This window comes from Lysinibacillus sp. GW823-FHT02G10 (genome assembly GCF_058797135.1).
Window position 1 is genome coordinate 129,078 of the sequence record NZ_JBXAJI010000003.1, and the last position, 14,089, is coordinate 143,166.

Genomic DNA, 14,089 nt, shown 5'->3' on the forward strand with positions numbered 1-14,089 from the left:
AAAAAAATAAAGAGTGGATGTGAGTTGATCTCACATCCACTTTTTTTAATGGCCATTTCTTGGGGTAACTTTTATAATCATCCCATCTTCGGCTTCCTTTGTTTGTTTTACAACTGGATAGCTAATGTAGCCACTCGCCTCTTCAAATTCGCGAAAAATTGATTTTTCCTCTGCTTGGGAAGGAACAATCTCTTTAAAGCGTCGATATTTAGCTAGCATAACTTCACGCTTGATGCCTTTTTCATAAGCTTTCTCAATTCCCTCAAAGAATTGAACAACATCCACAATCTCCTCTGTGGACCAATCAGTTGAAAACGGATAAGAGTATTCCATTCGACAAAACCACCTTTACGTTATTGCCCCCATTTTAACCGTATACTTTCAGCTTCTGCAACCATTCTCTTAATAAGGTCATCAACGGTTGGGATATCGTGAATCATTCCAGTCACTTGTCCAGCCCAGCCAAAGCCCTGTTCCTTATCACCATCGTAAATAAAGCGTTTATTTGCTGAACCACTTATATATTCTTTCAATGCCTCATATGTTGGTGTTTTTTCCTCAATTTCTAAAATCTTTGTAGTAAAGTCATTGCGTAATGCACGAGCCGGCGCACCAATTGAGCGCTTAATAATGGTTGTATCTGCTTCAGTACTTGCAACTAGTGCCTCTTTATAAGCCTCAGAAGCATCAACACACTCTCGTGTTGCTATAAAACGAGTGCCCATTTCAATGCCTTCAGCTCCCAATGCTTGAGCAGCCATCCAGCCGCGTCCATCACCAATTCCACCTGAAGCAATGACAGGAATACTAACACTATCAACCACCTGGGGAACAAGAACCATTGTACCGACATCATCACGCCCCAGATGACCGCCACCCTCTTGACCCACAACCATTACAGCATCTGCTCCAAGCTGTTCAGCCTTTTGAGCTTGTCTACGAGCAGCTACAAGGACTAATTTTTTTATAGCTGTGCCTGCCAGTAAATTAAATATAGGCGCTGGATTTCCCCCTGTCATTGTAACAACTGGAACTTCTTCTTCGATTGCAACGCGCACCATATCCTCATAGCCTTTACCATGCATGCCAATCGCAAAATTTACGCCAAATGGTTTATCTGTTAATGTTCGTACCTTATGGATCTCTGCTCGTAATAATTCAGGATCACGTAAACTCATAGCCGTTATTTGCCCTAAACCACCAGCATTCGACACAGCTGCGGCTAAATCAGCATATGCTAAATAGGCTAATCCCCCTTGAATAATTGGATATTTAACCTGTAAAAGATCCGTCACACGTGTATTCCAATTCATAGTACCTCCCCTTTCGTTCAATACTATTTTCTCGGTATCCTGAAAAAAATCCTTTTATTTTTTAGGAAAAGCCTATTTTTTCGTGTCGTTAGGTGCTATAATTCATTTGTTTTCTTAGATATTATAAAGTGAGGTGGTACCTGCGTTGTCACAATTAGAGACTCCATTGTTCGACGTATTATTAAAACATCGGAACAGACATCCCATTCAGTTCCATATTCCAGGCCATAAGAAAGGGCAAGGGATGGATCCTGCTTTCCGAGAATTCGTCGGCGACAACGTTTTATCAATTGATTTAATTAATATTGCTCCACTAGACGATTTACATTCACCAAAGGGTGCTATAAAAGAAGCGCAAAACTTAGCAGCTGAAGCCTTTGGTGCTGATCATACATTCTTTTCCGTTCAAGGTACTAGTGGCGCCATCATGACGATGATTCTGACCGTCGTCGGTCCAGGTGATAAAATTCTAGTGCCACGGAATGTTCATAAATCTATTATGTCGGCGATTGTATTCGCTGGTGCCATTCCAATTTTTATTCATCCTGAAGTTGACAGCGAATATGGGATTTCTCATGGCATATCCCCTGAAGCTGTTGAAAAAGCATTAAATGCTTACCCAGATACAAAGGCAGTACTTGTTATTAATCCAACATATTTTGGCTTTACAGCTGATTTAAAGCGTATTGTGGAGATTGCTCATGACCGTAATATTCCGGTAGTAGTAGATGAAGCGCATGGTGTACACATAAAATTCCATGATGACCTTCCATATTCAGCTATGGAAGCAGGTGCTGACATGGCAGCAACAAGCGTTCATAAGCTTGGTGGCTCCATGACACAAACGTCTATTTTAAATGTACGTGAGGGTCTTGTTTCTGCAAAACGTGTACAAGCTGTATTTTCTATGTTAACAACTACATCGACATCCTATCCATTACTTGCTTCACTTGACACAGCTCGACGTCAGTTAGCCATTCATGGATACGATTTAATTGACGATGCATTACGTTTAGCAAAGGATGCTCGTAAACGCATCAATCAAATACCACATTTAAAGTGCGCAGGTAAGGAAAAGTTACATTCTTCTGCAACTTATGATATGGATCCATTAAAACTCCTGATTAGTGTGAAAGATTTAGGTATTTCTGGTCATCGAGCTGAGGAATGGTTGCGTTATAATGCCAATATTGAAGTCGAATTGTCTGACCTTTATAATATCTTATGTTTAGTGACTTTAGGAGATACAAAAAAGGAAATTAATCTTTTAATAAATGCATTAACTCGTATGTCAAAAGCATTTGATTCTGAAGCGGCTATAACAGAGGCTTTGGTAAACGTGCCAGAAATTCCAGCTCTTGCTATGTCTCCACGTGATGCTTTTTATGCAGATACAGAAGTCGTTCCACTTGCAGAAGCAGATAACTGTATTTGTGCAGAATTTATTATGGTGTATCCTCCCGGGATTCCTATTTTTATTCCCGGGGAAATAATTACTCAAGAAAATATTCATTATATTCAAATGAATATTGAAGCAGGTTTACCCGTTCAAGGACCAGAGGATACAACATTAAAAACAATTCGTGTTATCAAAGAACGTAAGCCAATTTTCTAAAAAATATAAGCTAGCTCTTCAATAAGAAGGGCTAGCTTTTATATTTATAAATACTGATGTGAGTATATTCTTCTTGTTGAACACAACCAGAAAACATTCTCTTCATTACAAAATAGTTATAATAGAATATTATCTGAAGTTTTTTTCATTTCATTTTCACAATGAATAATTGCTTCTAGAAATAACCATTTATTTAAAACAAAAGGGTTGTTTCCTATCTTTTTTGAGACAGCTCCTTTTCTATAAAGCACCATTCTATTATAAAAATAAATACACAAATAAAGGGCAGAAGAAGGCTCCGATAATAGCCGTTAAACCCATTGATAAGGAACCAACTGATAATTCCTGTTCCCCATATTCTCTTAATTTCACAAGACCTACCCCATGTGAGGCACTTCCTACTGCCACTCCCCTACTCACGGCAGAGTCAATTTTGCCATACTTAATGACTAACGGTCCGATAATGGCCCCTACAAACCCTGCAATCATGACGAAAACAGCCGTTAAAGGAGGAATGCCCCCAATCGTTTCGCTCACCTGCATTCCAACAGGCGTTGTTAACGATTTAGGTAAGGCTGTCAGCATCCAGCTAGGTTCTACACCGATCCATTTTAGTAACACAAAAATTGTCACTAAGCCTGTTATCATGCCGATTAGAAGTCCTGATAAAATAGAATACTTATATTTCATAATAATAGCTCGTTGATTATAGAGAGGATATGCAAGTGCCACAACAGCAGGCCCAAGCATTTTCTGAAGCCATTCCCCACCTTGCATATAAGTTGAATAAGGAATATCAAATACAAGTAAAATCACTGCACTGACAATCGTAGTCGTGACCAAGGGAATCATGATAGGATGAGGAAATCGTTGATAGAGCTTTGTAAATAAAATAAACATGATGATGGTGCTAAGGACAACCGTTACTTCAATCAACAGTTAATTCCCCCTTTCCTTCTTCCACATTAGGCTTTGAGCTTTCTTTTTTGGCCAGTTCTCTTTTTTCAATGAGTTGTGTCAGCAATCCTGTTACATAAATAGAGATTAATGTACTAGCAATAACTGCTAAAATGATGAGCAGACCAGTGAATGTCATGAGCTCTGGATAATCAATAACACCTACAGTTGCTGGAATGAAAAACAACGTTAAGATGCCAATTAAAAAACCTGCTCCATCTTGTATATATTCGACTCTAATAATTTTAAAATTGAGTGAAAGTGCTAATAAAAGTAAGCCAATAACGCTTCCTGGAAGAGGTATGTGCAGATAAGAAACAATGCCAACCCCCATGTAATAGAAAATAGTAAGTATACCGATTTGCACAATAATCCGAACAGCTCGTAACAACAACGTAGCAAAATTTTCGTTCAACATTTCGCCACTTTTCACCCCCTATATCGTTCATTCTACATCTGTAGGAATTTTCTGTCTATTGTAATTTTAGAAAAATAATAATCAAATACAGAAATATCCAAGCAATTCTATGAAACAGTATTAAAAGTCCTATTCTACAAGAACTTCATGATTTTACTTTTTATCATTATGACTTATCAACTTTTTTATATTGTGCCTATCCACTTCAAATCACTTTTTTAATGATCATCTAGCAAATTTCGAAATTTTTTTATATAATCGAAAATTACAAAAGATTACTAGTATTATCAATGACTAAAATTTCTAGAATAAACACAAAGGTGGGATTCACTATTTTCTTTAAAACATTAACACTCCAAGCCCGCTTTGCCTATTACAGCAGTTTTTTAATTTTTATTATTGTTATATTAGCAGGCATCCTCTTTTATATGACCATATCTGATGCATTGCAAACACAAATTGGAAACCGGGCACTATATTTAGCGGAAACAACGGCTAGCAGGGGTGATGTAATTGAAGCGTTTCATACAAATAACCCTTCCGAAAGTCTGCAAAAAATTAGCAAAGAGATTATGCTTGCTGCAAAAGCTACTTATGTTGTAATAGGAGATAAAAATGGTATACGCTACACCCATCCTATCGCTGACCGTATTGGTAAATCGATGGTCGGAGATGATAATGACCGAGCATTAATCAACGGTGAGTCTTATATTTCCATTGCAAATGGTTCAATGGGACAATCCATTCGTGGGAAAGCACCTATCTTAGACTCAAATGGATCGATTATTGGTGTTGTTTCAATTGGTTACTTAACAAGTGAATTAGACCGCTTATATTTTTTATACCTTGATAATATTTTTTATACGATGGTTATTGCACTAGGCATTGGTATTATCGGCTCTATTTTTTTATCCCGAAACATTAAAAAGCAAATTTTTAATCTGGAGCCAAGTGAAATTGCCAGTCTATTAACAGAAAAAAATACTTTAATTGAATCAGTTCGTGAAGCTATTATTACGGTAAATCAGAAAGGTGAAATTACGACCCTAAACAATGCTGCCGCGAAAATCTTACATTTAACGGATTCAGCTTCTATCATGGGCGATAATATCGAACAGCATATACCAAACACACATCTGCTTAACGTATTAATGAAGGGTGAAAAACAACTTGATAAATTGATGATTGTTAATGGTCATGAAATTATTGTTAACCGTGTACCTATGAAGGTGAATGGTAAAGTTGTCGGCGCAGTTGCAAGTTTCCGATTACAATCAGAAATAGAACAAATGGCTATCGAATTATCACAAGTAAAGCAATATACAGAAGCTTTACGTGCTCAAACACATGAGTTTAATAATGTCCTTTACACAATATCAGGCCTTATTCAATTAAATGCATCTGATGAAGCACTATCTATTATTCATAAAGAGGTACAAGGACATTCTTCTCTAACCCAATTTATAACAAAGCGTGTAAAGGACCCATTTTTAAATGGTTTAATTATCGGATTTTTTAATCGTGCACGTGAATTAAAAATCAAGTTGATTTTTGATGAGGATAGTTATTTAGAAACATTCCCTGAAAGCATCGAAAAAAGCTTAATTATTTCTATTATTGGAAATTTATTAACCAATGCTTTTGAAGAGGTTGAAAAAAACAAAGAGCGACAGCCAATTATTAGACTTTTTATATTTGATAATGGAGAGGAAATCATCTTTGAGGTTGAGGACTCGGGACAAGGTTTTGCACAAGAAAAACTAGACGTGCTATTTTCAGAAAATATTTCTACGAAAGATAGTAAGCATCGAGGCTATGGATTAAGGAAAGTCATTTCCAGTATCCAAGATTTAAACGGTACTCTTGCTCTTGAAGAAGGAGATTTAGGAGGTGCCCTATTTATCGTATCTATTAGCAAAAGGGGGACTATGATCCATGAACAATATTGAAGTGCTAGTAATTGAAGATGATGTACGTGTAGCAGATGTACATTGTCGTTTTTTAGAAAAAATTGAAGGCTTTACAGTAATTGCACGGGCAAGTACGGGAGAAGAAGCTTTAGATTGGCTTCAATCATTTTCACCACACCTTATATTACTCGATGTCTTTTTGCCAGATATACTGGGAGTAGATTTAATTGATAAAATCCAAGAAGTGAGCCCAACAAGTAGTATTATTTTGATTACCGCAGCTACAGAGGCACATATAGTACAGAAAGCTTATCAGAAAAATGTTACTGATTACATTTTAAAGCCATTTACATTCGAACAGCTAAAAGAGAGTATAGAAAAATTCCGTTACAAGTATCTATTGCTGAAAAATAATGAGAAATTTACACATGAAAAAATTCAATACCTTTGGCCAAAAGCAGGTTCATCCCCCCTTCAAGAAACACCGTTATTATTACCAAAAGGGATAGATCCAACAACAATGAATCATGTTATCAACCATTTAAGTATAATGGAGAATGGTAGTACAGCTGAGCTGTTGGGAAAGAATATAGGTGTCAGCCGTTCCACCGCTCGTCGTTATTTAGAATTTTTAGTTACACAAAAGCAGGTCTATACCGAACTGACTTATGGTACAGTTGGGCGTCCTGAACGACGATACTTTATTTCCACATAAACTTTATGAACAAAATGATGTTAATCCACATTATTATCACAATATTTCCAAAATTGAGAAGTAAGTTATAGTATGGGTAGCGCTAAATTGATAGCGCTACCATTTTATTTTTAAGGGGGATTTTTATGTGGAGGAACATTTCTAAAATAATGGTAGCTGGCTTACTATTTACTAGTTTGGTTGGCTGTTCAGCATCAAATGGAGAAAAAACAGAGGGAAAGAATGCCAGTGATTATCCAAAAAGTAATATTACCATTGTTGCTCCATCAGGTGCTGGTGGTGGCTGGGATTTAACGGCTCGTGCAGTAGCAAAAACAATGAGTGATACTGGGTTGATTGATAAGGCGATTCAAGTTGAGAATAAGCCAGGTGGTGGTGGCGCTGCCTTCATGGCAACATTTGCTACAAAGGAAGCCAATAATGATTATATGTTAATGGTTAAATCACCACCGATCCTTATAAATCATGAAAAGGCTGAAGGAAATAGTAAATTTGGCTATAAGGATACTACACCTTTAGCACAATTAACACGGGACTATGGCGCAATCGTTGTTAGAAAGGATTCTCCTTTCCAAACGCTTGCAGATGTTTTAAATGCCATGAAAACTTCACCAAAAGATGTCACATTAGCAGGTGGGTCTGCACCAGGTTCGATGGATCATCTAGTAGGAATTATCCCGGCTTATAAAGCGGGGATTGACTTAAAAACAATTAAATATGTTTCTTATGATGGTGGCGGTGAGGCGGTTACAGCATTATTAGGTGGCAATGCGGATGTAATTGCAACAGATGCCTCCACAATTGCTACTTATGTTAAATCCGGAGATGTTCGTGTATTAGCTGTCAGTTCCTCTGAACGCTTAGAAGGTGAGCTAGCAGAGGTTCCTACTTTTAAAGAAGCCGGTATTGATGAGGAGTTTACAATTTGGCGTGGTATCTTTGGTCCAAAAAATATGAGTGAAGATGCGATTGCCTATTGGTCTGAAAAATTACAGGCAATGTCTGAATCAAAAGAATGGCAAGCTGAGGTGACACGTAATGGCTGGCAAGCAGAATACCGTAATGCGGAAGAATTTACAGCTTATCTAGACAGTCAAAATAAAATAATCATTGAACTACTAACAGCTCTTGGTATGCAAAAATAACGAATCGTTTTTTTAAAAAGGCACAAGTATTTCCATTAAATATAGAACTACTTGTGTAACTTTATCTATTTTCAATGGAGGTGTAAAACGGTTGAGCTATACATTTGATAAAACATTTAGCATTACCCTCTTAGCACTTAGTATTTTGTTTATTTTTCAAGCAACACAGATTTCTGATAGTGCTTATGGGTCTACAGTTGGTCCCAAAATTTTTCCATTAGGTTTAGGTATTATTTTAGGTTTATTAAGTCTTCAATTATTTTATGAATCATGGAAAAAAGCTGTGAGAGAGCGAGTCACAGGAGGACCAACTACTTCTTCTAAAATATCTTCAACAGAGCTCAAAAAGTTCTTAATTATTTTAGGTAGCGCTCTTGCGTATGTATTTTTCCTTGAAAAAATTGGCTATATGATAACAACATTTTTATTTTTGTGTATTAGTTTCCAAACAATGGAACGTACTAAACTTATTTATTCAATTATTATTGCAGCTGGATTTTCACTGGGCGTCTATTATTTATTTACAAGTTTACTAGGAGGGTCATTGCCTAGTTTCCCAATTTTTTAGTACAGGAGTGAACATATGTCGACATTGCAATTTTTAGCTGATGGATTTGCAGTTGCCCTTCAATGGCAAAACCTTTTATTCGCTCTTGTTGGTGTCATAATTGGTACAGCAGTTGGTGTACTTCCAGGTATAGGTCCAATGAGTGGAGTTGCATTATTAATCCCCGTTACAGCAACCATTACAGCTGGACTACCTACTGAGGCTGCCGCTACCAGCTCAATTATTTTACTTGCAGGGGTATACTATGGGGCCATGTATGGTGGATCAACAACTTCCATTCTATTAAACACGCCTGGTGAATCCTCATCAGTTGTGACAACATTGGATGGCTATCAAATGGCTAAACAAGGTCGTGCTGGAAGTGCTCTTTCTATCGCGGCCATTGGCTCATTTTGTGCAGGCGTTGTAGCACTACTAGGTCTGATATTATTAGCTAATCCATTGTCAAAATTAGCACTTAAATTTGGACCCGCAGAATACTTTTCTTTGATGTTATTAGGACTTGCAGCAGTAAGTGGCCTAGCAGGACGTTCTATTACCAAAGCTTTAATTATGACTGTTTTAGGGCTTATGCTCGGAACAGTTGGTATTGATGCCGTATCAGGTATAGAACGTTTTACATTTGGTCAGCCAATGCTGTTCTCTGGCATTGAATTTTTAACCATCGCTGTTGGTTTATTTGCATTAGGCGAAGTATTTAAAACCATTCTTGAAAAAGAAGAAGAGGATGGTCAATTAGCCAAAATTAATCGTGTATTACCAACAAAGCAAGATTTAAAGGATAGTGCTGTTCCTATTGCTCGCGGCTCCTTATTAGGCTTTTTCATCGGCGTATTACCCGGCGCAGGCGCAACACTTGCCTCATTCTTTTCTTATATTACCGAGAAAAAATTCAGTAAAACACCCGAGCAATTTGGAAAAGGTCATATTGCGGGTGTAGCTGGACCTGAATCAGCGAACAATGCTGCATCAGGCGGTGCAATGATCCCATTACTAACTTTAGGAATTCCCGGCTCAGGTACTACTGCTATTTTAATGGGTGCACTTATTATGTATAATATTCAGCCAGGTCCATTATTATTTGATGAACATCCTCAAGTTGCTTGGGGATTAATTGCCAGTATGTTTATTGGAAATTTAATGTTATTAGCATTAAATATGCCTTTGGTCCGCATTTTTGCCAAAATCATCGAAACACCTAAAAAATATTTATTGCCTATTATTATTGCAATTTCAATTTTTGGAGTTTATGCCGTACAATTCGCCACGTTTGATTTATTTTTATTAGTAGCTTGTGGTGTACTTGGTTATCTATTTGCTAAAAATGATTACCCAGTAGCTCCATTAGTACTTGCATTAGTACTAGGGCCGATGATTGAAAATAATATGCGCCGTGCATTAACCATTTCGAATGGAGACTTTTCTATTTTTATAACAAAGCCTTTATCATTACTATTTTTAGTGGTTGCCATTTCTTGGTTACTTATACCACTGATTATGAAAATACGTGGTAAAAATGTACTTATTAATGAAGAAGGATAAATATTCTTAAAAATCCACTATACTTCTATTAGTATAGTGGATTTTTACTATTCTATAATGCGTGACCAGAGCCACCATCAATATTAACAGCTGTACCTGTAACATAGCTCGCCGCATCAGATACTAAAAAAGTGATAACGTTTGCTGCTTCTTGCGTATCACCTACACGACCCAGCGGAATTGCTTGCCCCACTTTACGAGAATATTCTTCCCACGATAAATTTGGTTCTTGCTTTTTCCATTTCTTTTCGATTTGATCACTACGAATAAGTCCTATACATACAGAATTTACTCGAATATTATCCTTCCCTAAATCCTTGCTCATCGCTTTTGTCAAGGCAAGCCCCGCAGCACGGCTTACAGTAGTTGGAAGTGAACTTGCAGGTGGAGTTTTAGCCATCACGGCAGTCACATTAACGATTGCACCGCCCCCAGCCTTTCGCATATATGGAGCAGCATATTTTGAACAATGAATAGCTCCAAATACCTTTAAATCTAAATCTGCCTGCCACAGCTCACTACTCACCGTTTCAAAGGAATTCGCTGAAGCTGTACCAGCATTATTAATAAGAATATCCACACATCCAAAATGCTCTACAGTACGCTCAATGAGATACTTACAATCTTTTTCTTTTGTAATGTCAGTTGGAACAATTAATACATCTACGCCTGTTTCATTTTTTATGCATCCTGCAGCCACTTGCAGTTGTTTTTCACCACGAGCGCAAAGTACAACCTGTGCACCCTCTTTAACAAGCTGCATGGCTGTATAATAGCCAATTCCTTTACTCGATCCTGTTATAATTGCTACTTTCCCCGTTAAATTAAGCTCCATTATTAAATCCTCCCTTACTTTCTACAATGCTATCATTATAGCATTTATCGATTATTCAGAATAATCAAAGGAGCTTGTAAAAGGTAGAAATACGATTTAAAAGCTATAATAATTGAATATTTTCCATGAGGAGCTATTTATTACTTATCATTATCATTCAAGCCTGTTACGGGAAAAAGCTAATAGAAAAATTAATTGTTCATATAAAACATTGGCTAAAAAAAGAGTGTAGATAAGCGAATGTCCCGCTTTATCTACACTCCTTTATTCAAATTATTTTTTCGCTACAATGTGGATTGGATTGCCAAGTAATACTTCAGCAGTTTCCATTGTAATTTCACCTAATGTTGGGTGAGCGTGAATTGTTAATGCGATATCCTCAGCAGTCATGCCGCCTTCAATTGCTAAGCCCATTTCAGCGATCATATCAGATGCACCTGCACCTACGATTTGAGCACCAATTAATAAGCCGTCCTCTTTACGAGCAACAAGTTTCACGAAACCTTCTGATTGGTTTAATGCAAGAGCACGACCATTTGCTGCGAATGGGAATTTCGCGGCAGTGTATTCAATGCCTTCAGCTTTTGCTTGTTCTTCGTTGTAACCAACTGTCGCCATTTCTGGATCTGTGAAACATACAGCTGGCACAGCAAGATAATCAACTACTGATTTTTCACCCGCAATTGCTTCAGCAGCAACTTTACCTTCGTAAGATGCTTTATGTGCAAGTTGTGGACCTGCTACGATATCACCGATTGCATAGATGTTTGGAATATTTGTACGACATTGTTTGTCAACATTGATTAGACCACGTTCACCGAATTCAACTCCGATTTCAGCAAGGCCCATTTCATCTGTATTTGGACGACGTCCTACAGTAACTAATACGTAATCAGCTTCAACTTTTTTCTCTTCTCCGCCTACTTCATAAGTTACTACTACGCCGTTTTCAGTTTCTTCTACGCCTTTTGCAGATGCGTTAACTTCAATTTCAACGCCTTTCTTTTTAAGGCCTTTTTTCACGATTTGCGTCATTTGTTTTTCGAAGCCAGCTAAAATATCTTTTCCGCCTTCAATAATTGTTACTTGAGAGCCAAGGTTCGCATAAGCTGATCCAAGCTCAGTACCAATATAACCGCCACCGATAACAACTAATTTACCAGGTACTTCTTGTAGAGAAAGTGCACCAGTAGAATTTAATACACGATCAGTGAATTTGAATGTTGGAATTTCAACTGGACGAGAACCTGTTGCAATAATGACATTGTTAAATGTGTAAGTTTGAGCAGATTCACCATTGATGATACGCACTGAATGAGCGTCAACGAAATAAGCTTCACCTTGTACAATTTCAACTTTGTTACCTTTAAGTAAGCCTTCAACACCGCCAGTTAATTTCTTAACAACGCTGTCTTTAAATGCTTGTGCTTTTGAGAAGTCTAATTTCACATCAGAAGCGATGATTCCCATGTCATCTGAATGTTTAGCTTGCTCAAAACGGTGACCTACTGAAATTAATGCTTTTGATGGGATACAACCTACGTTTAAGCACACTCCACCAAGTACATTTTTTTCAACGATTGTTACTTTTTGGCCAGTTTGAGCTGCACGAATTGCTGCTACATATCCTCCAGGACCTGAACCAATGACAAGAGTATCTGTTTCGATTGGGAAATCTCCTACTACCATTTTTGTTACGCCTCCATTAATAATAATTCTGGCTCACTTAACAAACGCTTTAAATGATTTAAAGCATTTTGCGCAGTGGCTCCATCGATCATACGATGATCAAAGCTCAATGATAATGCTAACACAGGTGCGGCTACAATTTCACCATTTTTTATTACAGGTTTTTCTGAAATTCGACCAATACCTAGAATTGCTACTTCAGGATGGTTAATAACTGGTGTAAACCATTGTCCTCCTGCAGAGCCAATATTCGTAATGGACATGGAAGCACCTTTCATTTCATGTGGTGCTAGCTTACCTTCACGGGCTTTTGTCGCTAATTCATTAATTTCATTAGACACTGCAAATACAGATTTACGATCTGCATGCTTAATAACTGGTACTAGTAAGCCTCTTTCAGTATCTGCTGCAATACCAATGTTATAGTAATGCTTTTGGATAATTTCTTGTGTTGCATCATCTAAAGAGCGATTAAATTCTGGGAACTCGCGTAAAGTTGAAATAAGTGCTTTCACTACATATGGTAAGTATGTTAATTTAACACCTTTTTCGGCAGCGATATCTTTGAATTTTTTACGATGTGCTACAAGAGCTGTTACATCGACTTCATCCATTAGTGTAACATGAGGAGCCGTTTGTTTCGAGTGTACCATTGCTTTTGCAATCGCTTTTCGAATACCTGACATTTTTTCACGAGTCTCTGGGAAATCCCCCTCAAGAACTACTGGTGCTGCTGGTGTAGACGTTTCTTGTTGAACTGTATCTTCTGATGTTTCGATATTTGCAGTTTCAGCCTCTACAGTGCCGCCACCTTTTAAGAAGTTTTCAATATCTTCTTTAAGGATTCGACCGTTTTTGCCTGTACCCTTCACTTCACGAATATTTACATCGTTATCACGGGCAAATTTACGTACAGAAGGCATTGCGATCACACGTTTTGTTTCATCAACTACTGTCTCCACTTTTTCAGGAGCTTTTTCTGGTGCCTTTTCCTCTTTAGTAGGAGCTTTTTCTACGTTCTGACCAGATTCAGCAGTTGCTTGAACTTGTGCCTCTGTTTTTGCTTCGGCATGATCGTCACCTTTTAGCTTTAAGTCTTCATAGCCAGGTGCGTCTAATCGGATTAAAACATCGCCAACTACGGCAACTGTTCCTTCTCCTACTAAAACTTCCTCTACTGTTCCTTCAACTGGTGAAGGGATTTCTACTACTGCTTTATCATTTTGTACTTCACAAAGAATATCGTCTTCTTTTACTGTATCTCCAGCTTTAACGAACCATTTCACAATCTCGCCTTCGTGAATACCCTCGCCAATATCCGGTAATCTGAATTCAAATGCCATGTGTACCCATCCTTTCTATTTACTGTTGTTCAAGTTTAG

At 37.6% G+C, this 14,089-nt stretch carries 13 protein-coding genes; 6 read left to right on the forward strand and 7 right to left on the reverse strand.

Annotation, left to right across the window (positions count from 1 at the left end; all coding sequences use genetic code 11):
• Nucleotides 1-45 precede the first annotated feature (45 nt).
• Together AC1RFD_RS12960 and AC1RFD_RS12965 are read right to left on the reverse strand one after the other, a co-directional pair.
• Nucleotides 46-333, reverse strand: coding sequence for a UPF0223 family protein (locus tag AC1RFD_RS12960; RefSeq protein ID WP_054549842.1), 288 nt, complete (start codon nucleotides 331-333; stop codon nucleotides 46-48).
• Nucleotides 334-353: 20 nt separating this feature from the next.
• On the reverse strand, nucleotides 354-1,313 hold the full coding sequence (locus AC1RFD_RS12965) for an NAD(P)H-dependent flavin oxidoreductase (protein WP_054549841.1): 960 nt from the start codon (nucleotides 1,311-1,313) through the stop codon (nucleotides 354-356).
• Between the two features lie 145 nt (nucleotides 1,314-1,458).
• Here AC1RFD_RS12965 and AC1RFD_RS12970 point away from each other — a divergent pair, with 145 nt between their 5' ends.
• On the forward strand, nucleotides 1,459-2,928 hold the full coding sequence (locus AC1RFD_RS12970; protein ID WP_004224764.1) for an aminotransferase class I/II-fold pyridoxal phosphate-dependent enzyme: 1,470 nt from the start codon (nucleotides 1,459-1,461) through the stop codon (nucleotides 2,926-2,928).
• A 258-nt stretch (nucleotides 2,929-3,186) separates the two neighbouring features.
• On the opposite strand, the gene AC1RFD_RS12975 is transcribed toward AC1RFD_RS12970, so the two are convergent.
• Both AC1RFD_RS12975 and AC1RFD_RS12980 read right to left on the reverse strand, forming a co-directional pair.
• The gene (locus tag AC1RFD_RS12975; RefSeq protein WP_054549840.1) at nucleotides 3,187-3,864 is read right to left on the reverse strand and encodes an LrgB family protein; all 678 of its coding nucleotides are present in this window, start codon (nucleotides 3,862-3,864) and stop codon (nucleotides 3,187-3,189) included.
• On the reverse strand, nucleotides 3,857-4,303 hold the full coding sequence (locus AC1RFD_RS12980) for a CidA/LrgA family protein (protein WP_054549839.1): 447 nt from the start codon (nucleotides 4,301-4,303) through the stop codon (nucleotides 3,857-3,859). The genes AC1RFD_RS12975 and AC1RFD_RS12980 overlap by 8 nt, the downstream gene beginning before the upstream one ends.
• Nucleotides 4,304-4,593: 290 nt before the next feature.
• Between AC1RFD_RS12980 and AC1RFD_RS12985 the strand changes: the two genes are divergently transcribed.
• The 5 genes from AC1RFD_RS12985 to AC1RFD_RS13005 all read left to right on the forward strand — a co-directional run bounded on the left by AC1RFD_RS12985 (nucleotide 4,594) and on the right by AC1RFD_RS13005 (nucleotide 10,183).
• Complete coding sequence (locus AC1RFD_RS12985; RefSeq protein ID WP_241489996.1) at nucleotides 4,594-6,252, forward strand: ATP-binding protein; 1,659 nt, start codon at nucleotides 4,594-4,596, stop codon at nucleotides 6,250-6,252.
• A complete protein-coding gene (locus AC1RFD_RS12990; RefSeq protein ID WP_048391939.1) occupies nucleotides 6,239-6,928 on the forward strand; it encodes a response regulator in 690 nt (229 codons plus the stop codon). The genes AC1RFD_RS12985 and AC1RFD_RS12990 overlap by 14 nt, the downstream gene beginning before the upstream one ends.
• Before the next feature lie 125 nt (nucleotides 6,929-7,053).
• A complete protein-coding gene (locus tag AC1RFD_RS12995; protein ID WP_048391940.1) occupies nucleotides 7,054-8,073 on the forward strand; it encodes a tripartite tricarboxylate transporter substrate binding protein in 1,020 nt (339 codons plus the stop codon).
• Between the two features lie 91 nt (nucleotides 8,074-8,164).
• Nucleotides 8,165-8,641 (forward strand): tripartite tricarboxylate transporter TctB family protein, encoded by a 477-nt coding sequence (locus AC1RFD_RS13000; protein WP_054549838.1) that lies wholly within the window; start codon nucleotides 8,165-8,167, stop codon nucleotides 8,639-8,641.
• A gap of 15 nt (nucleotides 8,642-8,656) precedes the next feature.
• Nucleotides 8,657-10,183, forward strand: coding sequence for a tripartite tricarboxylate transporter permease (locus AC1RFD_RS13005; RefSeq protein WP_048391942.1), 1,527 nt, complete (start codon nucleotides 8,657-8,659; stop codon nucleotides 10,181-10,183).
• A 52-nt stretch (nucleotides 10,184-10,235) separates the two neighbouring features.
• On the opposite strand, the gene AC1RFD_RS13010 is transcribed toward AC1RFD_RS13005, so the two are convergent.
• From AC1RFD_RS13010 to AC1RFD_RS13020, 3 genes are all read right to left on the reverse strand, one after another.
• A complete protein-coding gene (locus AC1RFD_RS13010; protein WP_054549837.1) occupies nucleotides 10,236-11,018 on the reverse strand; it encodes an SDR family oxidoreductase in 783 nt (260 codons plus the stop codon).
• Nucleotides 11,019-11,291: 273 nt separating this feature from the next.
• On the reverse strand, nucleotides 11,292-12,707 hold the full coding sequence (gene lpdA, locus AC1RFD_RS13015) for a dihydrolipoyl dehydrogenase (RefSeq protein ID WP_004224738.1): 1,416 nt from the start codon (nucleotides 12,705-12,707) through the stop codon (nucleotides 11,292-11,294).
• Between the two features lie 5 nt (nucleotides 12,708-12,712).
• Nucleotides 12,713-14,050 (reverse strand): dihydrolipoamide acetyltransferase family protein, encoded by a 1,338-nt coding sequence (locus tag AC1RFD_RS13020; protein WP_446850162.1) that lies wholly within the window; start codon nucleotides 14,048-14,050, stop codon nucleotides 12,713-12,715.
• Nucleotides 14,051-14,089 lie beyond the last annotated feature (39 nt).

Bases quoted from the DNA above. Each gene is read 5' to 3' on its own strand.
- AC1RFD_RS13010 (WP_054549837.1), bottom strand. From the start codon at position 11,018: ATGGAGCTTAATTTAACGGGGAAAGTAGCAATTATAACAGGATCGAGT.
- AC1RFD_RS12965 (WP_054549841.1), bottom strand. From the start codon at position 1,313: ATGAATTGGAATACACGTGTGACGGATCTTTTACAGGTTAAATATCCA.
- AC1RFD_RS13005 (WP_048391942.1), top strand. From the start codon at position 8,657: ATGTCGACATTGCAATTTTTAGCTGATGGATTTGCAGTTGCCCTTCAA.
- AC1RFD_RS12980 (WP_054549839.1), bottom strand. From the start codon at position 4,303: ATGTTGAACGAAAATTTTGCTACGTTGTTGTTACGAGCTGTTCGGATT.
- AC1RFD_RS13020 (WP_446850162.1), bottom strand. From the start codon at position 14,050: ATGGCATTTGAATTCAGATTACCGGATATTGGCGAGGGTATTCACGAA.
- AC1RFD_RS12990 (WP_048391939.1), top strand. From the start codon at position 6,239: ATGAACAATATTGAAGTGCTAGTAATTGAAGATGATGTACGTGTAGCA.
- AC1RFD_RS12995 (WP_048391940.1), top strand. From the start codon at position 7,054: ATGTGGAGGAACATTTCTAAAATAATGGTAGCTGGCTTACTATTTACT.
- AC1RFD_RS12960 (WP_054549842.1), bottom strand. From the start codon at position 333: ATGGAATACTCTTATCCGTTTTCAACTGATTGGTCCACAGAGGAGATT.
- AC1RFD_RS12985 (WP_241489996.1), top strand. From the start codon at position 4,594: ATGACTAAAATTTCTAGAATAAACACAAAGGTGGGATTCACTATTTTC.
- lpdA (WP_004224738.1), bottom strand. From the start codon at position 12,707: ATGGTAGTAGGAGATTTCCCAATCGAAACAGATACTCTTGTCATTGGT.